The organism is Streptomyces sp. NPDC029044 (assembly GCF_040637495.1).
Classification (GTDB): Bacteria; Actinomycetota; Actinomycetes; order Streptomycetales; family Streptomycetaceae; genus Streptomyces.
On sequence record NZ_JBEZWN010000054.1, the window covers coordinates 21,324 to 44,668 of the forward strand.

The following is a 23,345-nucleotide window of genomic DNA, read 5'->3' on the forward strand; positions in this document are numbered from 1 at the left end:
GAACGGCGCGACCAGCCCCCACGCACCCGCACCCGACAATGACGCTGCACGCGAAGCGCTGAAGCCACGTGTGACTCGTCAGGGGGGCTCGGGGGAACCGTCCTCAGGGGCGCGGGGAACGGCGCGACCAGCCCCCACGCACCCGCACCCGACAATGACGCTGCACGCGAAGCCCTGAAGCCACGTGTGACTCGTCAGGGGGCTCGGGGGAACGTCCTCAGGGGCGCGGGGAACTGCGCGACCAGCCCCCCACGCACCCGCACACGACTACGACCCGAGGGCCCAGCCCACATCCCTGAGCAGCGCATGCCGCCACCCGGCCCGGTCATGCCCCGACGCGGACCGGGAGACCCGCACGGTCGCCCCGGCCCCCTCCACCAAGCCCTCGATCACCTCACAGTGGGGCAGCATCCGGTCCTCGTGCTCCCCGACGTCGAACGCGACGCGCAGCCCCGACAGATCGACACCCGCCCGCAGCCGCTCGGCGATCACACCCCCGACCGGCCCCCCCAACGGATCAGCCGCCCGCATGGCATCCGGCGTCCACCAGAACGACCCCGACTGACAGGCGATCCGCGACACCAACCCGGGAAACTCCAGCGCCGCGTACACCGCACTCAGCCCCCCGAGGCTCTGCCCGGCGACCACCAGCCGCTCCAGGTCGGCGGTGACGCCCGACTCCGCCACCGACGGCAGCAGTTCGTCCCGCACCGCCTCCCACAGCTCGGGCCGGCACGTGAACTCGGCCGAGCGGTCCTTGGCAGGCAGAAAGACCAACGTGACAGGCGGCAACTCACCGGCCGCCACAGCCGCGTCGAACGCGGTCACGGCCGGATGCAGGTACAGCCAGTCGTCCCCGTCGAGCAGCAGCACCACCGGCCCGCCACCCCCCGCCGGGTGAACCCGCACGGTACGCCGCCCGCCCAGCCGCTCACTCGCCCAGCGAATCCGCGTACGCGGCACGGGCAGCACCGCGTCGGCCCCGAGGACGGGCCAGTACGGCTGCTCCGGTGCGTCCGGCGTCGCGACGACGGACCGGTCGGCTCCCGCCCCGGCCGGGTTGAACGGATCGGCGTGCGACGCGTCACCCGTCACGAACCGGTACGTCACCCGCAGCCGCGCGGGCATGGACACCTCGGCGTACCAGCAGTCGGTGTCCCTCCAGCGGCGCAGGGCGACCGGCTCCGACCAGCTCTCGAACTCGACGGTCACCGGCGACGACCCGCGCCACAGGAACAGGGTCACCCAGCCGCCCCCCTCGGCGGGCACCGATGAGGGCGCCCCCACCACGGCCCAGAACGCGTCACTGCCGGGCACGCCCGGCAGGCCGAACCCGGCGAACGCGCCCTCCCTGTCGGCCGCGGCCACGTGCATGAACATCTCCTTGTGAGAGGGAAGGACCAAAGGCTAAGCTCCGTCAATTAGGCGAGCCTAACCTAATCTTGGCCTTCCGAGGAGGCACAGCGCATGAGCACCAACCCCTTCGACGACAACGACGGCCGTTTCCTGGTCCTGGTGAACGACGAGGGCCAGCACTCCCTCTGGCCGTCGTTCGCCGACGTGCCCGGGGGATGGACGATCGCCTTCGCCGAGAACACCCGCGAGGCATGCCTGGAGTACGTCGAGACCCACTGGACGGACCTGCGCCCCCGGTCCCTCGCCGCATCCCAGGACGCCTGACACCGCCGATGCTGTGCACCAGGCTGACCAACGCCCGTTTCCTCACCATGGATCCGGACCATCCGGTCGCTCATGACCTGGGCATCTGGCAGGGCCGGATCGTGGGCCTCGACGAGGCCGTGACCTCCCTGCCCGCCCGGGAGACCGTCGACCTCCAGGGCGCCACGGTGCTGCCGGGGTTCATCGACGCCCATGTCCACCTCGCCTGGACCGGGTTCAAGCAGAACACCCCGAGCATCGCGGGCCGCACCCGCGTCGACGACGTGCTCGCGGTCGTGGCCGAGGCCGTCGCCCGCACCCGCGCACCCGGCGACTGGGTGAGCATCGCCGGCTACGACCAGCGGGCCCTGGGCCGCCACCTGACCGCGGCCGACCTGGACCGGGTCAGCGACGGACGCAAGCTCTACCTGCTGCACGACTCCGGGCACGGCTGCGTGGTCAACACCGCCGTCCTGGACCTGCTCCCGGCCGGCACCCCGCACGAGAACGGCTTCCTCGCCGAGCAGGCCATGGGTGCCGCCCGCGCCCTGCGTCTGCCGCACGCCCAGGAGGACCTGGCCGAGGCGATCGGCCGCGCGGCCCGCACCTGCCTGACCGAGGGCGTCACCGCCTGCGCCGAAGCGGGCATCGGCGGCGCCCTGTTCGGCCACAGCCCCGTCGAACTCGGCGCCTACCAACTCGCCCGGGACAAGGGGCTGTTGCCGCTGCGGGTGCAGCTCATGGTGTCAGCGGACCGGCTGGACCCGGTCGCCGCGCACGAGAGCGACGGCATCCCGAGGGCCCTCGGCCTCGGCCTGCGTACCGGGTTCGGTGACGACCGGCTCTCCGTCGGCGCGCTGAAGGTCTGGACCGACGGCGGCATGATGGCCCGCACGGCCGCGCTGACCAGCCCGTACGAAGGGCTCGACCACGCCGGGCAGTTGCAGGACGATCCGGATGCGCTCACCGGCCTCGTCGTGGACGGCCATCTCGCCGGCTGGCAGCTCGCCGTGCACGCGATCGGCGACCGCGCGGCGGACGTCGCCCTGGACGCCATCGAGCGCGCCCAGCGGCTCCGGCCCCGGCCCGGGGCACGCCACCGCATCGAACACGCCGGACTGATCCGGCCCGACCAGCTCCCGCGCATGGCGCGGCTCGGCGTCAGCGCGGTCGTCCAGCCGAACTTCCTGAGCTGCTTCGGCGACGACTACGCCTCGATCATGGGCCAGGAACGAGCGCCCTGGATGTACCGGGGCCGGGCCTTCCTGGACCACGGCATTCCCCTCGTGGGCAGCTCCGACCGGCCGGTCGCCGACGGATCGCCCCTGCGCGCCGTCCAGTTCATGGTCGAGCGGGCCTCGGCGTCCGGGCAGCTCATCGGCCCGGACGAGGCCATCACCGTCGATGAGGCCCTGCACGCCCACACCGTGGCCGGTGCCCGCGCCTGTCACTGGGACGACCGCCTGGGCAGCCTCACCCCCGGCAAACACGCCGACCTGGTCGTCCTCGGCGACGACCCCCGGAGCGTCGACACCTCGCGCATCGGCGACATCGAGGTGGTGGAGACGTACGTGGACGGCCTCCCGAGCCGCCCGCGCGACTGATCCCCGGTCCGGAACCGAGGAAGGAACCCCGTGACCACGGCCCTGCCGCGCCCTGCCGCGCTGCCACGCGCCAGCGACGCACCGACACCCGCCCCGCGCACCGCACGCCCGGACGAGGCCGCCGCCCTCGCCGCCCTGTCCCGGCCCTTCGTACGCTCGGGCGCGCTGCGCGAACGCCCCGTCTCGCTCTACGCCGCCCACGCGGCCGACTTCCTGGTCCTCCAGGCCCCTGACGGCACGCTCGACGGCTGCGTGGGCCTGCGCGCCTACCCCACGGACGCGCGGGAGGACGGCGAACTCGCGGGCGTCGTCTACAACTTCTGCGTCGCGGCACACCGGCAGGGGAGCGGAGCGGGAGCCGGGCTCTTACGGGCGGTGCTCGTCACGGCGCGCGCCCGGTCGCTCGGCGCCCTGTTCACGGCGACCACCGGGAGCGCCGGACTGTTCCTCCGTCACGGCTTCACGCCCACGACCGCGCACCGTGCGCCGCGTACCTGGGCGCAATCCCTGGATCCGCGGCGCAACGCGCGTGTTCTGATCAGGACTTGGTGACGGCGTCGGGCACCACGGTGGTGCCCGGGCTGGTCTCGGCGAGGACACTGCGCAACACCGCGTGCGGCACACGTCCGTCCACCACGTGCGCCTTGCGCACCCCGCCGCGGACGGCCCGCAGACAGCCCTCCATCTTCGGCAGCATGCCGCTCGCCAGCCCGGGCAGCAGTGCGTCCAGCGCACGGGCCGTCAGCCGCCCGATGACCTCGGTGCTGCGCGGCCAGTCCGCGTACAGCCCCTCGACATCGGTGAGCATCACCAGCCGCTCCGCGTCGAGAGCGACGGCGAGGGCCGCCGCCGCGAGATCGGCGTTCACGTTGTAGACCTGACCGTCCGCGCCGCGGGCCACGGGGGAGACGACGGGGATGTGGTCCTGCTCCAACAGGGCTCGCACCATGGCCGGGTTGACGTCCACGACGTCACCGACGAGACCGATGTCCACGGTCTCACCGTCCACGCGCGCCTGGCGCCGCACGGCCGTCATCGTGTGCGCGTCCTCCCCGGTCAGCCCCACGGCGAAGGGCCCATGGGCGTTGATGTGACCGACCAACTCCCGCTGGACACGCCCCGAAAGCACCATGCGCACCACATCCATGGTTTCGGGCGTGGTCACCCGCAGCCCGGCCTCGAACCGGGTCTCCAGCCCGAGCCGGTCGAGCATCGCACTGATCTGCGGCCCACCGCCGTGCACGACGACCGGCCGCAGGCCCGCGTGCCACAGCTCCACCACGTCCTGCGCGAAGGTCCGTTGCAGGCTCGCGTCCACCATGGCGTTTCCGCCGAACTTGATGACGACCGCCCTGCCCCGCAGCCCCTCGGGCCAGGGCAGTGCCCAGGCGAACGGACCCTCTTCTCGGGCTGCTGTCACGCTCACGCGGTCACTCCGTTCAGGTCCGGACACCCCAGGAGTTTATTAACTTAGCCTAACCTAACTCGCAGATGTACATCGGGTCTAGATCAAGCAAAGTTCATGGCCATGACAGTGACCGGAAGGCCAGGATCCTCTTCACATCCGTGACCTATTGATGGAGCTGTGATGAGGAGTGCCCGCTTCAGGGCCAAGTCGGCCGCCTTCGCCATGTCCTTCGCGGCCGTGGCGGCCGTGACAGCGACCGCCCACCCGGCGAACGCGGCGGAGTACACCGTCACGGACAACTGTGACGTCCCGTGGATCACCTGCTCCTACGGTGATCTTTGGCTGTTCTACAACTCCAAGGACATCGCCATCCAGGGCGGTTACATCAAGTCGGCGTACACGACGTTCTACAGCAACGTGTCCGACCACTGGGGCACGAGCCAGTACCAGGGATCGTCACTGACGACCTACCGGTACGTCTTCGGCAACGGCGGCAACGGCAACGGCCAGTACATGAAGAACAACGCGGCGTCCGTGCAGAACTGCGCCCGGGACGACAACTACCGCGTGTACTTCAACTCCGGCTACGGCGGCACCTCTCAGTACTTCGCGAAGAACGGTCCGTACGGGGACTGCAACATCACCGATCTGATCACCGCCCTGAAGAACAACAACGCTTCCTCCCATTTCGCATAAGAAGGAACCCGCGTGAAGCGCATCAAGCGGACGGCCACCGCGGTCGCCCTGACCGCCTCGGCTCTCCTGGTCAGTGCCTGCTCCTCCGGGGCCGCTCCGGACATCACCCGGAACGCGGCCGACGGCAAACCGATCGTGAACAAGGAGAACTGGCCCGCGAAGGTCCCCACCTCCGGCCTGACCAAGGACCTGACCCTGCCCCTGGAGGCGTACATGGCCTCCTACGAGGACCAGGTCACCGTCGAGCAGGCCGCCAGTGATCTCCAGCAGTCCTGCATGAAGGACTACGGCATCGACCTGGCGCTGCCGAAGGCGGGCGCCAACCCGCCGCCCAGCGACAACGATGCCAACATCGAACGCCGTTACGGCATTACCGACCGGGGCCAGGCCGAGAAGTACGGCTACGAACTCCCCCCGGCACTGCGGGAGCACACCGAGCAGACCATGCGGGAGCTGTCCGGAGTCGAGGTCGAGGTCCTGACCGGTCACACCAAGCCCGAGACTCCCGCGGCGGCCAAGGCGGGTCAGCCCGTCGCAGCCCCCGCGCAGGGCGTGCGGCCCGCGCGAGCGGAGTACAACGGGAAGGCGCTGAAGCAGGGCGGCTGCATCGGCTGGTCCAAGGACCGGCTCGGTGTGAAGGACGCAGACCCGGTCGTCGTCGCGCAGCTGGCCGGTGACAGCCTGACGGAGTCGATGAAGGACGAGAAGGTCGTCAAGGCCACCGCCGCGTGGTCCTCCTGCATGGCCGGCAAGGGACACGCGGGACTCGCCGATCCCTACAAGGCGATGGACCAGGGCGTCACGGCGAACGGCGAGCCGACGAAGGAGTCCATCGCCCTGGCGGTCGACGACATCGACTGCAAGCAGCACACCGACCTGGTGAAGATCTGGTTCGACGTGGAGTCGGCGATCCAGAACCGGCAGATCGCCGACAACCGGAGCCAGTTGACCGCCATCAAGCAGCAGCACGGCACGGAGGTCGCCGCGGCGCGCAAGCAGATGACGGCTTCCGCGCGGTGAGAAACAGCCCGGCAGCGCCCGCATCGCGCCCGGTGCGGGCACTGTGCCTGATCGCGGCAGGCCTGCTGGCCGCGGGGTGTACGGACGGGGCCACCGGCCCGGCCCCCGCCCCGTCGCAGCGGCCGACGACTTCTGGCGCGGAGCAGAGCAGTCCGCAGGCGCCCCCGTCGCCGGTGGCCTCGGTCCGTTCCGAAGGCCGTACACGGGTCCTGGAGTACGGAGACCTGCGGGTGCGCGCCACACCCCGAACCGGCGGTGTGCGTACCGAGATCGAGGTGGCCAACACCCACGAGCGGGCGACGACGTACTCGGTCCAGATCAGCATCGCCGACGGCAAGGGCTGGACCGCCTACAACCGCTTCTGGCTTCAGGACGTCCCCCCGGGAGGAACCGGCCGGGACGAAGCGATGATCGGCTCCAAGGACATGGGCCCGATTCCGCAGAAACCGAAGATCTTCGTCGACGAGTTCACCCCCATCACCGACCGGTAACTGAACGAAGGGCTGCTTGTCGCCATGGCTGACGAAATGGTGCTACAGGCTCAGAAATGGGTCAACGCCACCTACAAGAACGTTTCCGGCTACACCCTTGTCACGGAAGACGGCAAGACCGGCTGGAACACCATGTACTCCCTGACGCGCGCGCTGCAACACGAACTCGGCATCACCGCACTGTCCAACGCCTTCGGGCCGACGACGCTGTCGACGCTTCAGGCCAAGGGCTCCATCAAGATCGGCGAGACCAACGAGAACATCGTCAAGATCATCCAGTGTGCGATGTACTGCAAGGGCTACAGCGCCGGCGCCATAGACGGGCAGATGTCCCAGGCGACCCAGACCGGCATCAACACGATGATGCAGCACATGGGTCTATCGGCGGTCTACCTCGACGGCACCGTACGCCCCAAGGTGTTCAAGGCCCTGCTGACCATGGACGCCTACATATTCCTGTCCGGCGGACTGGAACAGATCCGGTTCATGCAGCAGTGGCTCAACGGCCGCTATTTCGAGAAGTCCACCTTCTTCATCGGCCCGTGCGACGGATTCTTCTCCCGGGACGCCCAGCAGGCGCTGATGAAGGGGATCCAGTACGAGTCCGGCATCCCCGAGGACCAGGCCACCGGTGTGTTCGGTCCCGGCACCGTCGCCGGCCTGAAGGCCCACACCCTCTCGGAGGGCGACAGCGGCACGTGGGTGCAGCTCTTCACCGGCGCGTGCGTGGCGAACGGCCCCTCCAACACCAGTGGTGACATCGCCACGTTCGGCAACACCTTCGACGCGGACCTCACGGACTGGGTCAAGAAGTTCCAGAGCTTCTCCGCGATCGGCGAGACCGGCAAGGCCGACTTCGACACCTGGGCGCAACTGCTGGTCTCCTACGGCAACCCCGATCGCCCGGTCAACGCCTGCGACACCCGCTTCACCATCACCGCCGAGCGGGCAGCGGCCCTCTACGACGCGGGATACCGCGCCGTGGGCCGCTACCTGGACGAGCCGGCGTCGAGCACCCTCAACAAGGAGATCCAGCCGGGCGAGCTGAACGCCATCTTCTCCGCCGGACTGAACGTCATACCCATCTGGCAGTACGACGCGAGCAGCCTCACGGACTTCAAGTACAGCAACGGCTACCTGCACGGCAGTCTCGCGCACGGCCGGGCCGAGGGGTACGGCTTCAACCGGAGCACGGTCATCTACTTCGCGGTCGACTACGACGCCACCGCGGCGGACATGGACCGGATCATCGACTACTTCTCCGGCGTGAACGATGCCCTCAAGAGCAATGGAAGCAAGTACATAGCCGGTGTCTACGGCTCACGAAACGTGTGCGCCAGCGTTTCCGGGGGCGCCTATGTGCCGTACGCGTACGTGTCCGGCATGTCCTACGGCTTCTCCGGCAACCTCGGCTTCCCGCTGCCGCAGAACTGGACGTTCAACCAGATCAAGGAGTTCGATTTCACCGGCGGGTCGGACACCTTCGGACTTGACCGGGTGGCGCACCGCCCCGGATCCGACTTCGGGCAGAAGTCGGTCAACGACACCGGCACCTCGGCGGCCGAAGAGTTCGTCGCCTACGTTCAAGCGGTCTACGACGCCGCGGTCTCCTACGGCAAGGGCGATCCGGACGAACTCTCGTTGCAGTTCATGCGCTGGGACAAGTACACCGACTCGCGGTGGAGAGCGCTGTTCGGTGAGGTCGACGACGCGTTCATCACCTACGCCTCCGGCCGGGGGATCGGCCGGTCGAGGAACTTCGCTTACGCGGACCCGTCCATGGGTGTCGTCATCAATCCGGACCACCTGGTGGCGAGCGCCAGTGGGTACTTCCTCAAGGGGAATGCCGGAGTGGGCAAGGCGAACCGCGCCGAACTGGCGAGCTGGGGCGGAGACCTGCTCACCTTCTACGGTGAGTGGAGCCGCTCGGACAACGCCTCTCCGCTGGACTTCTGCCGCAAGACGCTGTGCCGTCCCGATGTGGCATCGACGTTCGCGCTGGGCGACCTCATCGAGGACATCGACGGCTTTCTGGTCGCTCAGCGCCTGAAGGACAACAGCAGCACGAACATCGTCGACGAACTGAAGAGAATCCTCATCGGCACAGGACATCTGACCCGTTTCAGCGACTTCAAGCTGTACCGGTTCGGCGGTGTCACGAGCAACATCGGCACGACGGCGAAGGCGTTCCTGGAGGACCAGATCGACGACACCCTGCTGTCTTCCACCCGTGCGCTCCTCATCCAGCGGAACTGCCCCCTGGGCAAGGAGCCGTGGAACGAGCCGGACTCCGTCATGAGCGAGTTCTACGCGGGTTTCACCGAGACGCTCCAGAATCTCATCGATCAGCAAGTGGCCCGCAGAGCGAAGTTCATCGCCGCGCAGAAGGCGGAAAAGGGGTAGTCGCACATGGTCCTGATGGGCGCGTTGCTCGTCGTCAGCGCGGTGGCCGCGGCGGTGGGCGTCGTAGTGATCCTCATCCTGCTGAGCCATCCGCCGCTGCCTGTGCCGAAGGTCTACGCGCTCATCGCTCTGATCCTGTTCTCCCTGGCGGTGGCGCTGTACTGCTACGGCTGGTTCTCGGTCAGCCTGGGAGGTCCCTTTCCCGAACTGTGCACGAGCCAGAACGACGCCGGAGCCGAACTGACGGCCATCAAGCAGCAGTACTGGCCTCTTCGCAGCGCCTGCCTGTACTCCGACGGGTCCACCGTGGAGTACGTCTCGATGTCGATCAACGTGGTCGTGTGCCTGCTGGCGGGCTCCGGCCTCGTCTCGGCCGGCACCTCCGTATTCCTGCGCAAGCGTGTCGGACAATCTCCTGGAGCCTCTTCATGAACGCCAAGTTCTCGCGCCGCAGCGTGCTGAAACAATTCACCGGGGTCGTGGCCGGAGCGGCACTGCTCACCACCGGGGAAGGCCTTCTCGTCCCCCTCACCGCCCAAGCCGCCGACGACTCGTGGCACAAGTCCAGATCGGCGAACGGCTGGGAGGTCCTCCGCGGACGCTCCTCGGGCACCGCCCCCTATGACATACCGGGAACCGACCTCCATGTCACCCTGCGAGAAGGAGATGTGGGGACCGTCCTGTCGTATGCGGCGCAACGCTTCCACTACGACGTGGCCGAGCTCGTAGCGGGCCGCGGGCAGATCATCGGGTACAGCGATGCTCTGCACGTGAAGGCGGACTTCGAATCCAACCATCTGTCAGGCACCGCGTTGGCGTTGTATCCGGAGAGTTGTCCGCTCGGCGTCAAGGGAAACCTCTTCCCCTACCAGGTCACGGCGATCCGGGACATCCTCGCCGAGCTTCAGGGCGTCATCAAGTGGGGAGGCGACATGGAGCCGGCCAAGGAGTCGACCTTCTTCGTCGACGTCCCCCCGGGCTCGGCGAAACTGGCCCAGGTCGCGGAGACCCTCCGGCAGTGGAGAATCACCCCCGGCAAGGGGGCCGGGACCCAGAACGTCCAAGACCCCGAGCGCATCACGGCCGCGAAGAAGCTGGCGAGCAGGCAAGCGGCCTGATCTCAGGCACGGGCACGGGCACGGGCACGGGTGGCCGGGGCGATGCCTTCCCCGGCCACCTGCGCCTTCGCCGTCGGCTACTTCGTCCTGCGGTTCGAGGGGGAGGCGGGCTCCGTCCTCAGTGCTTCGATCGTCTCTTGCATTTCGCGGACCTTGTGCCGCAGTTCCACCAGTTCCTCGCGCTCGGCCGTGGTCAGCGCGCCCGCCGCCCCCTGCCCTCGCTCCGCCGCCAGCTCCTCCGCGATCGCCGCCGCGAAGGCGTCCACGTCGCCCTCGGTGGTGTCGAAGGAGGTCATCCAGCGGACCTCGCCGACCTGTTCGTCCCAGGTGTAGAAGCGGAAGCGCTTCTGGAGACGCTCGGTGACGGCCGGCGGCAGCACGGCGAAGATCTGGTTGGCCTGCACCGGGCGGGCGATCTCCAGACCCGGCAGATGGCGCACCGCCTCGTACAGCCGTCGGGTCATCGCGTTGGAGCGGGCCGCCGAGCGCAGCCAGAGGTCGCCGCCCAGCAGCGCCTCGAACTGCACCGACATGAAACGCATCTTGGAGCCCAGCTGCATGCTCGTCTTGCGCAGGTGGGCCATGCCGCGCACCGCGTCCTCGTTGAGCACGATCACCGCCTCGCCGAAGAGCAGCCCGTTCTTGGTGCCGCCGAGCGAGAGGACGTCCACGCCGGCGTCGGTGGTCATCTCACGCAGGGACACGCCGAGGGTGGCGGCGGCGTTGGAGAGCCGGGCGCCGTCCAGGTAGACGAGCATGCCGAGGTCGTGCGCGTGGTCGCAGACGGCACGGATCTCGTCCGGCGTGTAGCAGGTGCCGAGTTCGGTGGACTGGGCGATCGAGACGACCCTGGGCCGCGCCCGGTGCTCGTCCTCGAAGCCCCATGCCTGGCGGTCGATCAGCTCAGGGGTGAGCTTGCCGTCCCATGCGGGCACCGTCAGGAGTTTGATCCCGGCAACCTTCTCGGGCGCCCCGCCCTCGTCGACGTTGACGTGGGCCGACTCGGCGCAGACCACGGCGTCCCAGCGGTCGAGCATGGTCTGCAACGCGACCACGTTCGCGCCGGTGCCGTTGAAGACCGGGTACGTGTGCGCGGCGGGGCCGAAGTGGCCGCGCACCACTTCCTGGAGGCGCTCGGTGTAGACGTCGGCGCCGTAGCTGACCTGGTGGCCGCCATTGGCCAGGGCGATCGCCGCAATGATCTCGGGGTGCGCGCCCGCGTAGTTGTCGCTGGCGAAGCCGCGCTCGTCCGGGTCGTGTCGTCGCTGTACGGTCATGGTGCTCGCCTACCTGTTGAGGTCGTAGGTATGGGTGTGACACATGTGGTCCGGACGGGCGCACCTCGGGGACGGCCTGCGGCCTGTCGTTGGTCTCCACCGTCAGCACCGAATCGGCCGCCGCGCGCACGGCGTCGGAGAGCCGGCGGTCGCCGGAGTCGGCCGTGGCGACGACGACCCGCAGCCCCATTCCCGGCCGCGACGCCGATCAGGGTGGCGCCTCCGGAGGAGGCGGGTTCGACGACAAGGATGCGGGCAGGACGCAGTGCATCGGTGTGCGGCAAAGCGAAATCCCCCGGGGCAGAGCTGTACGGACCCGACTCGTGATCGCGATCCTGATCGTGATGTTTCTATCCGGGCGCTTTGGTCCCGGTCAATGGGCCACCGCAAATGCATCTGTGAGACCGGTCCTGCGCCGCACATTTTCCGGGTCGAGAGCCCCATCGGCGCCTGATTGGCTGACTGCTCCCGGAATCGACCGAACGCCTTGGGATCCGGCGGCGATACGTCCTCCTTCGCCGGCCCCGGCGGATCCGTGTGCGTGCAGGGCGTCGATGAGGGTGGCCAGCCAGGTCACGCCGAGGTCGGCCATGGCGGCTGCCATACGTACGGCCTGTTTGCGGGTGTAGCCGCCGTTCGCGTCGACGTACAGCTCGGCGGCGTCACCCACGGCACGGCGGGCCAGCGCGGTGCGGTGCAGGTCACGGGCCTCGCGGCGCCCCCAGGACTCGGCGACCTTGATCTTCACGCGGTCGATGCCCAGGCCGGTCCAGCCGCGCAGTTGCTGTTCCAGCCGGGTGTCGTCGTAGGGGGTGAGGCCGCCGCTGCCGTACACCGCGACCTCGTCGCGGACCGCGCCCAGCAAACGCACCAGCGGGAGGTCCAGAAGGCGTGCCTTGAGGTCCCACAGGGCGGTGTCGACGGCGGACACGGCCCCGGCGGCGATGCCGGGCCTGCCGGCGTTGCGCAGCGCCCGGCTCATCCGGTCGTTGGCGGCGGGGACGTCGAAGGCGTCGTGCCCGACGACGAGGTCCGCCAGCTCGTGCTCGACGACGGTGGCGGTGGCGGGCGAGCCGTAGGTGAAGCCGAGGCCCGTCACCCCGGCCGCGGTGGCCTCGACCAGCACCATGGTCGTCGCGTCCCAGGTCAGGGTCGCGTCGCCGCCGGGCAGGTCGGTGGGGATCCGGTAGACGGAGACGGCCAGACGCTCCACGACGGGCCCGTCGTGGAGCGTCCGGTCGTGCGGTGCCTCCTGTGTCACTTGTTCTCTTCGGCGCTGTCGTGCTTGCCGGCGCCGGGGCGGTCGTCGCGGTGACGGCTGCCGGGCAGCATCTCCTGCACCTTGGCCTTCAGACCCTGTTTCACCATGGAGCCCCGGTCGCTGTCGCCCTTGAGGATCGCGGTGGCCGCGGCCTCGATCTGGTCCAGGGAGGCGTGCGGCGGGATCGGCGGCACGGCCGGGTCGGTGCGGAAGTCGATGACGAAAGGCCGGTCGGCGGCGAGAGCCCGGTCCCAGGCGGCCTCGACCTGCTTGGGCTTCTCCACCCGCACGCCGTCCAGGCCCATGCGCTGGGCGATGTCGGCGTACGGGAGGTCGGGAATGTGCTGGGACTCCTCGAACTGCGGAGCCCCGGACATGGCGCGCATCTCCCACGTCACCTGGTTGAGGTCGCCGTTGTTGAGCACGGCCACGACCAGCCGCGGGTCGGACCACTCGCGGTAGTACTTCGCGGCGGTGACCAGCTCCATCATGCCGTTCATCTGCATGGCGCCGTCGCCGACCAGGGCGATGGCGGGCCGGTCGGGGTGGGCGAACTTCGCCCCGATGGCATACGGCACGCCGGGACCCATGGTGGCCAGGGTGCCGGACAGGGAGCCGCGCATGCGGCCGCGCAGCCGCAGGTGCCGGGCGTACCAGTTGGCGGCCGAGCCGGAGTCGGCGGCGAGGATCGCGTCGTCGGGCAGCTTGCCGTCCAGGGCGTGGACGACGTACTCCGGGTTGACGGGGTCGGCGCTGACGGCGGCACGGCGCTGCATGACCTCCCACCAGCGGGCGACGTTCTTCTCGACCTTCTCCCGCCACGCCCGGTCCGTCTTCCGGTGCAGCCCGGGCAGCAGCCGTTGGAGCGTCTCGCGGGCGTCACCGACGAGGTTGACCTCGTTCGGGTAGCGCAGGCCGATCATGAACGGGTCGATGTCGATCTGGACGGCACGGGCCTGGTCCAGTTCCGGCATGAACTGCGTGTAGGGGAAGCTGGAGCCGATCATCAGCAGGGTGTCGCACTCCTGCATCAGCTCGTAGGAGGGGCGGGTGCCCAGCAGCCCGATGGAGCCGGTGACGTAGGGCAGGTCGTCGGGCAGGGCGTCCTTGCCGAGCAGGGCCTTGGCCACGCCGGCACCGAGCACGTCCGCCAGCCGCTCGACCTCCTCGCGTGCGCCGCGGGCGCCCTGGCCGATGAGGACCGCGACCTTCTCACCGGCGTTCAGCACGTCGGCGGCCCGCTGGAGGTCCTCGTCGGCCGGCACCGGCGCGTACCGTCCCAGTCCCAGGCTGGAGGGCACCATTTTGAAGGCGTGCGTGGGCGGGCTGTAGTCCAGTTCCTGCACGTCGGCAGGCAGGATGATCGCCGTCACGGTGCGCTTGGCGTAGGCGGTGCGGAAGGCGCGGTCGATGAGGTTCGGCAGCTGCTCGGGGACCGTCGCCGTCTCACAGAAGTCGGAGGCGACGTCCTTGTAGAGACTCGCGAGGTCCACTTCCTGCTGGTAGGAGCCACCCATGGCACTGCGGTTGGTCTGCCCGACCAGGGCCACCACGGGCACGTGGTCGAGCTTGGCGTCGTAGAGGCCGTTGAGCAGGTGGATGGCGCCGGGGCCGGAGGTGGCCGCGCACACCCCGACCTTGCCGGAGAACTTCGCGTAGCCGACGGCCTGGAACGCGGCCATCTCCTCGTGGCGGGCCTGGACGAACTTGGGCTTGTTGTCCGCCCGCCCCCAGGCCGCCAGCAGACCGTTGATGCCGTCGCCCGCGTAGGCGAAGACGTGGTCGACATCCCATTCGCGCAGCCGCTGGAGGATGTAGTCGGACACCTTGGTGCTGGCCATGCAAGCTCCGTTCCGATCCCGTCGATGAACCACTGTCCCCGGCGTCCGGACCGTGCACAGGGGGGCGCGCGAGGGTACGACTCTTCAGGGGTAACCGTGCGGGTACGGGCGAAACGCCGCGCTCGCGGAGTCCGCCCGGTCGTCCGAACATCAGCCCAGGGAGGCGAGCAGGTCGTTGCACGCCTGTTCGCAGCGGCGGCAGGCTTCAGCGCGGACGCGGCAGTGCTCGTGCCGGTCGCCGGCGTTCCTGTGCGCGCAACGCCGTCCGACGCGGGAAGACCCGCCGCCGGCGAATCGTCGTCCTCAGTGCAGGGAAGGCCCCGCGGCAGGCGAACCACGTCCCGCCGTCCCGTCCCTGACGACCTGCCAGTGCTGCTTCTGGCCCGGTCGGGTGCACCCCGGGGTCGTCCGCCCGCAGCGGGGTACGGCTGTGTCATGAAGGCACTGGTGATCAACTGCACGCTCAAGAAGTCCCCCGAGCCGTCCAACACCGCGGCGCTGGCCCAGGTCGTCGGCGACTGGCTGGCGGAGAACGCCGGCGTCGAGGTCGAGTACGTCCGAGCCGTGGATCTCGACATCCATCCCGGCGTGGTGAGTGAAGCCGTCGCCGCAGGTGACGACTGGCCCACGGTGCACGCCAAGCTGCTCCAGGCGCAGATCCTCGTCATCGCGTCCCCGACCTGGCTCGGCCGGCCGTCCTCGGTAGCCCAGCGCGTCCTGGAACGGATGGACGCGATGCTGTCCGAGACGGACGACGAGGGCCGCCCCGTCGCCTACAACCGTGTCGCGGGCGTCGTCGTCACCGGCAACGAGGACGGGGCGCACCACGTGATCAGCGAGATCAACGGAGCCCTGGGCGACATCGGCTACACCGTCCCCGGCCAGTCGTGGACCTACTGGCACCTGGGCCCCGGCCCGGGCCCGGATTACCTCGACGACCGACGCGGCCACGACTGGGCTCACAAGACCGGCCGTGCGATGGCTGCCAATCTGTACGGCACCGCCCGTGCGCTGGCCGCGAGCCCGCTGGGCGCTCCGCCTCAGTGAGGCTCGTCCCGCGGCCCGGGGAAGGGCCGTGCTGGCGGCGGCACGCCCCAGCAGGGCGGCGAGGACAAGGCCCGCGCGATGGAGGCGAAGGAGCACAGCGTCCACGGCACGGACAAGGGCGACAAGGGCCGTGGAGAAGGCGGCGGAATGACCCAGCCAACAGCCGGGAGACGCTGCCCCAGCTGCGCGCCTGTCCGAAACCGGGCGGTGCGCGGCGTTCCAGCGCGACGGTGAACGGGGTCGCACCTGCGCGTCGGGTGATGCCCAGGGGCCAGGGCTACGAGCGCCGGAGCTGATCGCCGCCGCAGGCGTGACCGCCCGGCTGCACCCCTGCCGACTGCGGTCGCGATGCGTGGGCCGGCCGCGGACGCATGAAGTGCCCCCGTTCCGACCATACTTGATCAAGCGGGAGGGTCTCGCGGACGTCGGCTTGGCGGGGGAGTTGCACCATGAGTGGTGGGAATCAAGGGCTGGGCAAGGTCGAGGTGCGGCTTCGGTGGGATCCGAGTCCGTACGGGGAGCCGGACCGGCACCTGGACATCGTCGCGGCGACGTACACAGCAGACGATCCCTACGGTGAACCGGCGTATGTGGTGCACTACGACAGCAGGTCACCGGACGGCACCATCAACATGATCCGGCACAGCCGGACCGGCATGGGCCTCGGGTTCGTCGAAGTGATGGTGCTGGAGTTCGAGCGGCTGGCACCGGCCTATGGACGGGTGGTGGTGGGGGTGGTCATCCACCAGGACGGCGGCCCCCGTTCGTTCGGTGACATGTCCAACGCCGGGGTGCTCTTCGTAGAGGGTTACCGGCAGCTGCTCGCGGACGACTTCTCAGGCGTGGCCGACGCGACGGCCGCCACCTTCGCCGAGTTCACCAGGAACGCGTCCGGAGCCTGGGAGATGCGCCAGATGATCCGGGGCTTCGACAGCGACCCGGTGCCCTTCACCGAGGAGATGGGCCGCACACGGCCGTGACGGCGGCGGCGCCCCTCCACGGGACGCGCTCCCTGATCTGGCTTCTTCGCCTGAGGCCGACCACAGTGCGTGCTCCGACTGACTCGCCCCGCGGTGAGACCGCGGGCACCGGCGCGGTAACGACGAGCCGGTGCCCGGTGTGGGGTGGTCTCTCCGAGGCTTGAGGATCAGTGGCCGGTGACGACGCCGGAGAGTTCGTTCGTGCTCTTCGGCAGGGTCACGGACTTGACCTTCTTGCCCGATTCGATGTCGACGGCGTGCAGTTGGCGCTTGCCCGGGTCCGAGACGTACGCGGTGTGGTCGCGGACGAAGAGGGTGGGCCGGGGCTGCTGCCAGTCCAGCGGCTCCTGCCACTCGCCGACGACGGGGATCTTCCTGTCCACCTTGCCCGTCTCCGGGTCGATGACGTGGAGGGTGCCGTTCGTGCCGAGGACGAGGGCCTCGCCGTGGGGTCCGCGGCCGAGCGAGCGGAAGGAGTAGCTGGTGCCCAGGTCGACCAGGCGCAGTTTCGCGGTCTCGGTGTCGATGAGGGAGATGCGGGTCGGCCGCTCCAGTTCGGCTTCCGGGTCGGTCTTGTAGTCGCCGAGGAGGATGGGCGAGGTGTCGCTGCCGCGCTGGTTGCCGATGCGGCCGTAGTCGTCGGGGGCGTCGATCTTGGTGAACTCGCCGTTCTTGTAGAGCAGGAGGCCGTCCTCGCAGCCGATGCCGACGGCTTCGCCCTTGGCGGTGGCCTCTCCGTGGACGCCGGGGCACTTCTCGTTGCGCTTGATCTCTTTGTTGTTCTTGTCGAGGACGAGGGCACCGGTGCGCTTCTCCTCGGTGCCGAGAGTGGTGATGAGTTCGCCATTGGCCAGTTCGATGGCGACGCCGTGGTGCGGTTCGGCGGAGGTGTAGGTGCGGCCTTGCGGCTTCTTGCCGCCTGCGAGGTCGTCGGGGTCGAGGACGTTGACCTCGCCGGTGCCGTCGGTGAACAGGACCGTCTTGCCGGCGTGCTGGACGACGTGCCCCGGCTTTGCGCCCTTGTACTCGATGCCGGTGAAGGTCTGTTCGGCAGCGTTCAGGACGCGGAAGCCGGCGTCGGTGGAGACGATGACGTGAGAGTCGTCGCCGGCGGGGTTGAGGCGGTTGAAGCCGGGCAGCTCGATCGTGTCGGCCAGCTTCAGGCTCTCGCCGTCCAGGACGTACAGTCCGCCGTCGAACGTGGCGACCAGCGGGTCCTTGACCGCCACGGCCTTGGTGCTCTGCGCAGCCTTGGCCTTCGCGTCGGAGGAGGAGCCGTCCTCCCCTCCGCATGCGGTCAGGACCGCGGAGGCCGCCAGGGCGAGGGCCGTGCCCGTGAAGGCTCTGGTGCGTATGGACTTGTTCACCGGTGTGATCCTTTCTGTGCCGCGCGGGTGCGGCAGTGGGAGGGGGTGTGCTTGGGCGGCCGGTCGGCCAGGGTTCATGTGCGGGGCGGGCTGGTTCAGGCGCCGGTCAGGCCGTCGGTCATGGCGGTGGTGTTGGCCCGCATCATCTGCAGGTAGGTGCCGGCGCCCTTGCCCTTCTCGGTCAGGGATTCGGAGTAGAGCTCGATGACGCGCACTCCGCCGCCCAGTTCGGTGCGCAGGACCTCGGCCAGCCGCTTGGGCTGGGAGGAATCGGCGAATACGGTCTGTACGCCTGCCTTGCTCATGGCCTGGGTGAGGGAGCGCAGGTCGGAGGAGCTGGGTGAGGCCAGCGTCGTACCGCTGGGGATCACCGCGCCTATCACCCGGAAGCCGAAGCGTTCGGCGAGGTAGCCGAAGACGTGGTGGTTGGTCACCAACGACCGCTGTTTCTCCGGTATGCGGTCGAAGGACTTCTCCATCCAGGTCGTGAGGTCGGCAAGTTGCTCGTCGTAGCGGTCGGCGTTGGCGCGGACCGTCTTCTCGTCGACGCCGTCCACGTGGTCGACGACCTGGTCGGCGATCAGGCCGGCGGCCTTGCGGACGCGATCGGGGTCGGTCCAGAAGTGCGGGTCGGGCTGCCCGGCGTCCTCCTCGGGGCCACCGTCGTCCTGCGCCTGGAAGGTGAGCGGGTCCGCCGCCTTGCCGGCCTCGAAGGTTGCCACCCCTGCCTCGCGGGCGGCCTCCACGTGCCGCAGCACGTTCTCCTCCAGCCCCAGCCCGTTGAAGACCACCAGGTCGGCACGCTCCAACTCGGCGGCCTGCACGGCCGACAGGCCGAAGGAGTGCGGGTCGGCGTTCGGCTTCATCAGCACGGTGACGTCGGCCTCGTCGCCGACGATCTCCTGCGTGATGTCGCCCAGGATGTTGGTCGTCACGACGACCCGGGGCCGGTCGTCGCTGTCCGCGCAACCCGTGCCCGCACCGGCCAGGGCGAAAGTGAGCAGGGCCAGCAGGAGGGTGCGCAGCCGCCGCGACCCTCGCGTCCGCGTGGTCATCGTCCGGTCTCCGCCATCAGGGCCGGCTCGATGTCCAGGTCGAAGGTGCGCGCGAGGCGCAGGTTGTCGTTGTAGTCGATCTCGTACACGCGCTTGCCCTTTTGGTCGTTGAGGTAGGCGCGGCTGCGGTCGACCTCGATGACCGGTGGCGCGTCCCCGTCGGTATCGGTCTCGGAGGTGCCCGTCACAAGCCGCTTCGTACGGGAGACCTGCTTGCCGGTGGCGATGTCGTAGCCATGGAGTGCGCCGTCGGTCTCCAGGACGATGAGAGCGGAGCCTTCGCCGGCGGTGTTGGCGGAGACGACCGGCCCGGTCTTCACCCGTTTCCACGTGCGTTCGCCGACGTCCAGGACCCACACGGCCCGCTTCCCGGCCGGCGCCGTGAGCGTGTCGCTGCCGGGCCGGTACCGGAAGGCCGTGGCCCGTTCCGCTCCGGGCACGTCGCTGCCGTACGGGATCTTCTCGGCGGTGAAGGTGCCGTCCGTCTCACGGACGAGCAGGGCGCCGTCGGCGCAGCCGAGGACGACTCCGCGCCGGGTGACGGCGTCCCCCCGCACCTCCTCGCATCGGGCGTCCGGCGACGCGGCCCGCTTGCCCGCGCGGTCGAACACCGCGACCTTCCCGTCCCCCGTGACGCCCAGCAGGTGCTCCGCGTACGGCACGACAGCCCCCGCGTGCGTGCCGGGAAGCGTGCGGGCGGAGCCGACCTTGCCCTTCTCCAGTTCGGCCCGACCGTAGATCCTGGCCCGGCCGTCCTCGTCGGTCACCGCGGTCACGGCGGCATCGCTGCGGATACGGGTGCCCGGGCCTCCGGCCACCCGGCCCACGTCACGTATCGCCGCGCGGTAGTAGTGGACGTGGTCGCCGTGGTCCACCATCCAGGCGCCGCCGTCGAGCACGTGGATTCCGTCCGCGGTGTGGAAGAAGCCGAAGCGGCCGTCGGTGGTGAGTTCGGTGGTGCCCGTCGCCCGGGACACCTTGTGTGTCTTGCCGGTGATCAGATCGAGTACCCGGGTTCCGCCTGTGGCCGGGTCGTTGAGCAGCAGCCGGGACTGCTGCTCGGCCTTCTCCTGGGCCCCTTCGACGTAGCCGTGCGGAGCGGACGCCGAGGCGGTGGCCTTCGGGGCGGACGCGGTGTCGTCGTGGCTCGCGCAACTCGTGGCGAGCAGGGAGATCGCCACGAGCGCTGCGGGCGCCCAAGGTATGACATTGCTTCGGACGAGCAAGGGGATCGCCTCAGGTTCTTTCAGTCGGTCGCTGTGGCGTGAGCGCCGATCAGGCGCGCACGGCTGCGGTGGCGGAGGCCGGATGCCAGGTGGGAGAGGAAGAACAGGCTCACCGCCAGGGCCGAGACGGTCGCGCCGGCCGCGGTGCTCAGGTGCCAGGACAGCAGCAGGCCGCCGAAGGTGGCGGTGATGCCGAGGAGCGCGGCGAGGGCCATGACGCCCCGCACACTGCGCGCCCAGGGCAGCGCCGCGGCCGGCGGGGCGATGAGCAGGCCGAGCACCAGCAGCGTGCCCACGATGTGGAAGGAGGCGACGATGGCCAGCGCCAGAAGGCCGAGCAGCACCGCATGGGCCAGGCGCGGGCGCAGCCCGAGTGTCTGGGCCTTGCGTGCGTCGAAGGCCAGGGCGAGGAAAGCCCGGTGGCCGAGGACCGAGACGACCAGCGCCAGCAGCAGCGCCACGCCCAGCAGCAGCAGGTCCTGCTCGCGGACGGCGAGGACGTCACCGAAGAGGAACCCGGTCAGGTCGACCGCGAAGGACTGCGAGCGCGACACGATGATCACACCGAGCGACAGCATCCCCACGAACAGCAGGCCGATGCCCGTGTCCTGGGACAGCCTCGGCGTGCGGCCCAGAGCCGTGACGCCGACCGTCATGACGGCCGCGCTCAGCAGCGCCCCCAGCAGCAGGTTGCCGCCGAACAGCGCGGCGAGCGCGACTCCGGGCAGCAGCCCGTGCGACATGGCGTCACCGAGGAAGGCCATACCCCTGAGCACCACCCAGGTGCCGGCCAGGGCGCAGATCGCCGACACCAGCATTCCGCCCCACAGGGCCCGCTGCACGAAGGTCACCTCGAAGGGACCCGTCAACCACTCCATGTAAGCAGACTATAATGAAAACCATGTTCAAAGCACAGGGGGTCCCTCCCGTAGTCACCGAGGGCCGGACGTCCCGGGTCCGCTTCACGGAGCTCTCCGCCGGGTATCCCGGCCGCCCCGTCCTTCATCAAATCGACGCGGAAACACCGGCGTTGGCGATCACCGCACTCGTCGGCCCGAACGGCAGCGGGAAGTCCACCCTGCTCGGAGTCATGGCCGGAGTGATCCAACCCACATCAGGTCGGCTTCACCATGTCGGCGACCGGCCGCCGGCGTTCGTCCCGCAGCACAGCGCCGTCACTGACGCACTGCCGCTCACGGTCAGGCAGGCAGTGGAGATGGGGCGTTGGGGCGACCGCGGGCCGTGGCGCCGACTGACCCGGAAGGACCGTGCCACCGTGGACCAGTCCATGGACAGGCTCGGCATCGCCCACCTCGCCACCCGCCAACTCGGGGAACTCTCCGGCGGGCAGCGGCAACGCGCTCTGATCGCCCAAGGGCTCGCCCAGGAGTCGGACCTGCTCCTCCTGGACGAACCGACCACCGGCCTGGATCCCGAAGCGAGGGACCGGATCGCCACCCTGCTGAGGGAGCTGGTCGCCGACGGCAGGACCGTCGTCCAGGCCACGCACGACCTGGAAGCCGCGCGCTCGGCAGACGCCTGCCTCCTGCTCCGCGAGGGCCGGCTGGCGGCGCAGGGAGACCCCGGGCAACTTCTCACCGCCTCGACACTCGCCCAGATCTGGCAACCGGTGTGAGGCGACGGCCCTCTTCGTTCTGCCACAGTTCCGGCAGCGGGCGCCCCAAAGCTCTCGCACCGGTGGATCCGCGCCGAGAGCCTGGTGGCCACCAGCGGGCCGCCCGGTACGTATGGGAAAGCCTGGGGCGGGAGGCTGATCGCTGCTTTCCTGGAGGATTGCCTGACCAGGCACCGGTGCGGCGCGAAAGCCCAACCGTGAAGCCGTCTCGCCCGAGCGGAGCGACGTTCCTCACAATTCTCGACCGGCGTGTCCCGGTGTACAGTCGAGACCGCCTTTGACCTGCACAAAGCAGGCAGGGAGCCGTCAAACAGGAGTCCAAAGTGCTGCGTACTCTGTTCAAGTCCAAGATCCACCGAGCCACCGTCACCCAGGCCGACCTGCACTACGTGGGATCCGTGACCATCGACGCCGATCTGCTCGACGCCGCCGATCTGCTGCCCGGCGAGCTCGTGCACATCGTGGACATCACCAACGGGGCCCGGCTGGAGACGTACGTCATCGAGGGCGAGCGCGGCTCCGGTGTGATCGGGATCAACGGGGCCGCGGCCCACCTCGTCCACCCCGGCGACCTCGTGATCATCATCAGCTACGCCCAGGTGACAGATGCCGAGGCGCGGGCACTCACTCCCCGGGTCGTGCACGTGGACCACGACAACCGGATCGTGGCCCTCGGCGCTGACCCGTCCGAGCCGGTGCCCGGATCGGACCAGCAGCGCAGCCCGCAGGCCGTCCGGGCCTGACGGAAGCATCCGACCGAGGAGGAGCGTGTGAGCGACCCGGAGATCCGCGACGACCGGGCGGCGGGCCGGCTGGAGGCCGTGTCCGGCGGTGAAGTCGTCGGCCGTATCGAGTACTTCGTACTGGAGAGCCCCGAGCGCGCCCTGGTGCCCGTCCACACGATCGTCGAGCCGGCCCACGAGGGCAAGGGCATCGCCGGTTCGCTCGCGCGCGAGCTCTACGCGCTCGCCGGCCGCGAGCACAGTGCGGTCGCCTCGCTCTGCCCGTACGTCACCAAGTGGGCCGAACGCCACCCCGACGAGGCCTCGCCGGCCGACGAGGCCCTCCTCGCGGCGGCGAAGGACTGGCTGCGGGCCCACCCGGGACGGTTCTGAGGCCGTTTCCGTCACACCCGCCCCCGCTACCCCCACCTGGTCCCGTCCCGTCCCGCTGGGGAGTGACTGCGGAGGCGGGTGCCGGGTAGGCGGGGGTAGTCCAGAGCCGGAGCCGTCCTACTGGCTGGAGGACCTGATGAC

At 69.5% G+C, this 23,345-nt stretch carries 23 protein-coding genes and 1 pseudogene; 14 read left to right on the top strand and 10 right to left on the bottom strand.

From position 1 onward, the window contains the following. Positions 1 to 267: 267 nt before the first annotated feature. A complete protein-coding gene (locus AB0E85_RS30835; RefSeq protein ID WP_361933986.1) occupies positions 268 to 1,374 on the bottom strand; it encodes an alpha/beta hydrolase-fold protein in 1,107 nt (368 codons plus the stop codon). A 93-nt stretch (positions 1,375 to 1,467) separates the two neighbouring features. On the opposite strand from AB0E85_RS30835, the gene AB0E85_RS30840 reads away from it, so the two are divergent. Genes AB0E85_RS30840 through AB0E85_RS30850 form a run of 3 tightly spaced genes read left to right on the top strand, consistent with a single transcriptional unit; the run spans position 1,468 to position 3,815 of the window. Beyond that, positions 1,468 to 1,680 (top strand): MbtH family protein, encoded by a 213-nt coding sequence (locus AB0E85_RS30840; RefSeq protein ID WP_184554348.1) that lies wholly within the window; start codon positions 1,468 to 1,470, stop codon positions 1,678 to 1,680. An 8-nt stretch (positions 1,681 to 1,688) separates the two neighbouring features. Further along, entirely contained in the window at positions 1,689 to 3,263 is a 1,575-nt protein-coding gene (locus AB0E85_RS30845) for an amidohydrolase (protein WP_361933990.1), read from the top strand. Between the two features lie 60 nt (positions 3,264 to 3,323). Continuing rightward, entirely contained in the window at positions 3,324 to 3,815 is a 492-nt protein-coding gene (locus AB0E85_RS30850; RefSeq protein WP_361934059.1) for a GNAT family N-acetyltransferase, read from the top strand. Here AB0E85_RS30850 and argB read toward each other — a convergent pair. Next, positions 3,802 to 4,644, bottom strand: a complete 843-nt coding sequence (gene argB / locus AB0E85_RS30855) for an acetylglutamate kinase (RefSeq protein WP_361934061.1) — start codon at positions 4,642 to 4,644, stop codon at positions 3,802 to 3,804. The genes AB0E85_RS30850 and argB overlap by 14 nt on opposite strands. A gap of 207 nt (positions 4,645 to 4,851) precedes the next feature. On the opposite strand from argB, the gene AB0E85_RS30860 reads away from it, so the two are divergent. The 6 genes from AB0E85_RS30860 to AB0E85_RS30885 all read left to right on the top strand — a co-directional run bounded on the left by AB0E85_RS30860 (position 4,852) and on the right by AB0E85_RS30885 (position 10,399). Continuing rightward, positions 4,852 to 5,367, top strand: coding sequence for a hypothetical protein (locus AB0E85_RS30860; protein ID WP_361933993.1), 516 nt, complete (start codon positions 4,852 to 4,854; stop codon positions 5,365 to 5,367). A gap of 12 nt (positions 5,368 to 5,379) precedes the next feature. Continuing rightward, positions 5,380 to 6,387: a hypothetical protein gene (locus AB0E85_RS30865; RefSeq protein WP_361933995.1), complete on the top strand. Its 1,008-nt coding sequence runs from the start codon at positions 5,380 to 5,382 to the stop codon at positions 6,385 to 6,387. 230 nt (positions 6,388 to 6,617) lie between these two features. Next, the gene (locus AB0E85_RS30870) at positions 6,618 to 6,878 is read left to right on the top strand and encodes a hypothetical protein (RefSeq protein WP_361933997.1); all 261 of its coding nucleotides are present in this window, start codon (positions 6,618 to 6,620) and stop codon (positions 6,876 to 6,878) included. A gap of 24 nt (positions 6,879 to 6,902) precedes the next feature. Beyond that, positions 6,903 to 9,281, top strand: coding sequence for a glycoside hydrolase domain-containing protein (locus tag AB0E85_RS30875; RefSeq protein ID WP_361933999.1), 2,379 nt, complete (start codon positions 6,903 to 6,905; stop codon positions 9,279 to 9,281). Between the two features lie 6 nt (positions 9,282 to 9,287). Next, complete coding sequence (locus AB0E85_RS30880) at positions 9,288 to 9,713, top strand: hypothetical protein (RefSeq protein ID WP_361934002.1); 426 nt, start codon at positions 9,288 to 9,290, stop codon at positions 9,711 to 9,713. After that, complete coding sequence (locus AB0E85_RS30885; protein WP_361934005.1) at positions 9,710 to 10,399, top strand: hypothetical protein; 690 nt, start codon at positions 9,710 to 9,712, stop codon at positions 10,397 to 10,399. The genes AB0E85_RS30880 and AB0E85_RS30885 overlap by 4 nt, the downstream gene beginning before the upstream one ends. Before the next feature lie 77 nt (positions 10,400 to 10,476). Here AB0E85_RS30885 and AB0E85_RS30890 read toward each other — a convergent pair whose 3' ends face one another. The 4 genes and pseudogenes from AB0E85_RS30890 to AB0E85_RS30905 all read right to left on the bottom strand — a co-directional run. Then, on the bottom strand, positions 10,477 to 11,676 hold the full coding sequence (locus AB0E85_RS30890) for a low specificity L-threonine aldolase (protein ID WP_361934007.1): 1,200 nt from the start codon (positions 11,674 to 11,676) through the stop codon (positions 10,477 to 10,479). A 373-nt stretch (positions 11,677 to 12,049) separates the two neighbouring features. Continuing rightward, entirely contained in the window at positions 12,050 to 12,937 is an 888-nt protein-coding gene (locus AB0E85_RS30895; RefSeq protein WP_361934010.1) for an enolase C-terminal domain-like protein, read from the bottom strand. Next, positions 12,934 to 14,778 (bottom strand): thiamine pyrophosphate-requiring protein, encoded by a 1,845-nt coding sequence (locus AB0E85_RS30900; protein WP_361934013.1) that lies wholly within the window; start codon positions 14,776 to 14,778, stop codon positions 12,934 to 12,936. Before AB0E85_RS30900 ends, AB0E85_RS30895 begins: the two co-directional genes overlap by 4 nt. A 150-nt stretch (positions 14,779 to 14,928) precedes the next feature. Beyond that, positions 14,929 to 15,015: pseudogene (locus AB0E85_RS30905) on the bottom strand (four-helix bundle copper-binding protein); the annotation flags it as partial. A gap of 198 nt (positions 15,016 to 15,213) precedes the next feature. Here AB0E85_RS30905 and AB0E85_RS30910 point away from each other — a divergent pair. Together AB0E85_RS30910 and AB0E85_RS30915 are read left to right on the top strand one after the other, a co-directional pair. Beyond that, positions 15,214 to 15,825, top strand: coding sequence for a flavodoxin family protein (locus AB0E85_RS30910; RefSeq protein WP_361934016.1), 612 nt, complete (start codon positions 15,214 to 15,216; stop codon positions 15,823 to 15,825). Positions 15,826 to 16,274: 449 nt separating this feature from the next. After that, positions 16,275 to 16,805 (top strand): TerD family protein, encoded by a 531-nt coding sequence (locus AB0E85_RS30915; RefSeq protein WP_361934020.1) that lies wholly within the window; start codon positions 16,275 to 16,277, stop codon positions 16,803 to 16,805. 167 nt (positions 16,806 to 16,972) lie between these two features. On the opposite strand, the gene aztD is transcribed toward AB0E85_RS30915, so the two are convergent. The 4 genes from aztD to aztB all read right to left on the bottom strand — a co-directional run bounded on the left by aztD (position 16,973) and on the right by aztB (position 21,331). Continuing rightward, positions 16,973 to 18,172 carry a zinc metallochaperone AztD gene (gene aztD / locus AB0E85_RS30920; RefSeq protein WP_361934023.1) on the bottom strand — a complete coding sequence of 400 codons (1,200 nt, stop codon included), beginning with the start codon at positions 18,170 to 18,172 and terminating at the stop codon, positions 16,973 to 16,975. Positions 18,173 to 18,267: 95 nt separating this feature from the next. Continuing rightward, a complete protein-coding gene (aztC, locus tag AB0E85_RS30925; protein WP_361934026.1) occupies positions 18,268 to 19,227 on the bottom strand; it encodes a zinc ABC transporter substrate-binding protein AztC in 960 nt (319 codons plus the stop codon). Continuing rightward, entirely contained in the window at positions 19,224 to 20,453 is a 1,230-nt protein-coding gene (locus AB0E85_RS30930) for a hypothetical protein (protein WP_361934029.1), read from the bottom strand. Before AB0E85_RS30930 ends, aztC begins: the two co-directional genes overlap by 4 nt. Positions 20,454 to 20,473: 20 nt before the next feature. After that, positions 20,474 to 21,331, bottom strand: a complete 858-nt coding sequence (gene aztB, locus AB0E85_RS30935; RefSeq protein WP_361934032.1) for a zinc ABC transporter permease AztB — start codon at positions 21,329 to 21,331, stop codon at positions 20,474 to 20,476. Positions 21,332 to 21,354: 23 nt separating this feature from the next. Between aztB and aztA the strand changes: the two genes are divergently transcribed. The 3 genes from aztA to AB0E85_RS30950 all read left to right on the top strand — a co-directional run bounded on the left by aztA (position 21,355) and on the right by AB0E85_RS30950 (position 23,204). Then, positions 21,355 to 22,089 (top strand): zinc ABC transporter ATP-binding protein AztA, encoded by a 735-nt coding sequence (gene aztA, locus AB0E85_RS30940; RefSeq protein WP_361934035.1) that lies wholly within the window; start codon positions 21,355 to 21,357, stop codon positions 22,087 to 22,089. Between the two features lie 323 nt (positions 22,090 to 22,412). Next, positions 22,413 to 22,832, top strand: a complete 420-nt coding sequence (gene panD, locus AB0E85_RS30945) for an aspartate 1-decarboxylase (RefSeq protein ID WP_062930484.1) — start codon at positions 22,413 to 22,415, stop codon at positions 22,830 to 22,832. 27 nt (positions 22,833 to 22,859) lie between these two features. After that, positions 22,860 to 23,204, top strand: a complete 345-nt coding sequence (locus AB0E85_RS30950; protein WP_361934039.1) for an N-acetyltransferase — start codon at positions 22,860 to 22,862, stop codon at positions 23,202 to 23,204. Positions 23,205 to 23,345: the final 141 nt, after the last annotated feature.

What these genes read in the sequence shown, in the direction of transcription:
- AB0E85_RS30835 (WP_361933986.1), bottom strand. Translation starts at nt 1,374, where the DNA reads ATGCACGTGGCCGCGGCCGACAGGGAGGGCGCGTTCGCCGGGTTCGGC.
- AB0E85_RS30840 (WP_184554348.1), top strand. Translation starts at nt 1,468, where the DNA reads ATGAGCACCAACCCCTTCGACGACAACGACGGCCGTTTCCTGGTCCTG.
- AB0E85_RS30845 (WP_361933990.1), top strand. Translation starts at nt 1,689, where the DNA reads ATGCTGTGCACCAGGCTGACCAACGCCCGTTTCCTCACCATGGATCCG.
- AB0E85_RS30860 (WP_361933993.1), top strand. Translation starts at nt 4,852, where the DNA reads ATGAGGAGTGCCCGCTTCAGGGCCAAGTCGGCCGCCTTCGCCATGTCC.
- AB0E85_RS30875 (WP_361933999.1), top strand. Translation starts at nt 6,903, where the DNA reads ATGGCTGACGAAATGGTGCTACAGGCTCAGAAATGGGTCAACGCCACC.
- AB0E85_RS30880 (WP_361934002.1), top strand. Translation starts at nt 9,288, where the DNA reads ATGGTCCTGATGGGCGCGTTGCTCGTCGTCAGCGCGGTGGCCGCGGCG.
- AB0E85_RS30885 (WP_361934005.1), top strand. Translation starts at nt 9,710, where the DNA reads ATGAACGCCAAGTTCTCGCGCCGCAGCGTGCTGAAACAATTCACCGGG.
- AB0E85_RS30890 (WP_361934007.1), bottom strand. Translation starts at nt 11,676, where the DNA reads ATGACCGTACAGCGACGACACGACCCGGACGAGCGCGGCTTCGCCAGC.
- AB0E85_RS30900 (WP_361934013.1), bottom strand. Translation starts at nt 14,778, where the DNA reads ATGGCCAGCACCAAGGTGTCCGACTACATCCTCCAGCGGCTGCGCGAA.
- AB0E85_RS30910 (WP_361934016.1), top strand. Translation starts at nt 15,214, where the DNA reads ATGAAGGCACTGGTGATCAACTGCACGCTCAAGAAGTCCCCCGAGCCG.
- AB0E85_RS30915 (WP_361934020.1), top strand. Translation starts at nt 16,275, where the DNA reads ATGAGTGGTGGGAATCAAGGGCTGGGCAAGGTCGAGGTGCGGCTTCGG.
- aztC (WP_361934026.1), bottom strand. Translation starts at nt 19,227, where the DNA reads ATGACCACGCGGACGCGAGGGTCGCGGCGGCTGCGCACCCTCCTGCTG.
- aztB (WP_361934032.1), bottom strand. Translation starts at nt 21,331, where the DNA reads ATGGAGTGGTTGACGGGTCCCTTCGAGGTGACCTTCGTGCAGCGGGCC.
- aztA (WP_361934035.1), top strand. Translation starts at nt 21,355, where the DNA reads ATGTTCAAAGCACAGGGGGTCCCTCCCGTAGTCACCGAGGGCCGGACG.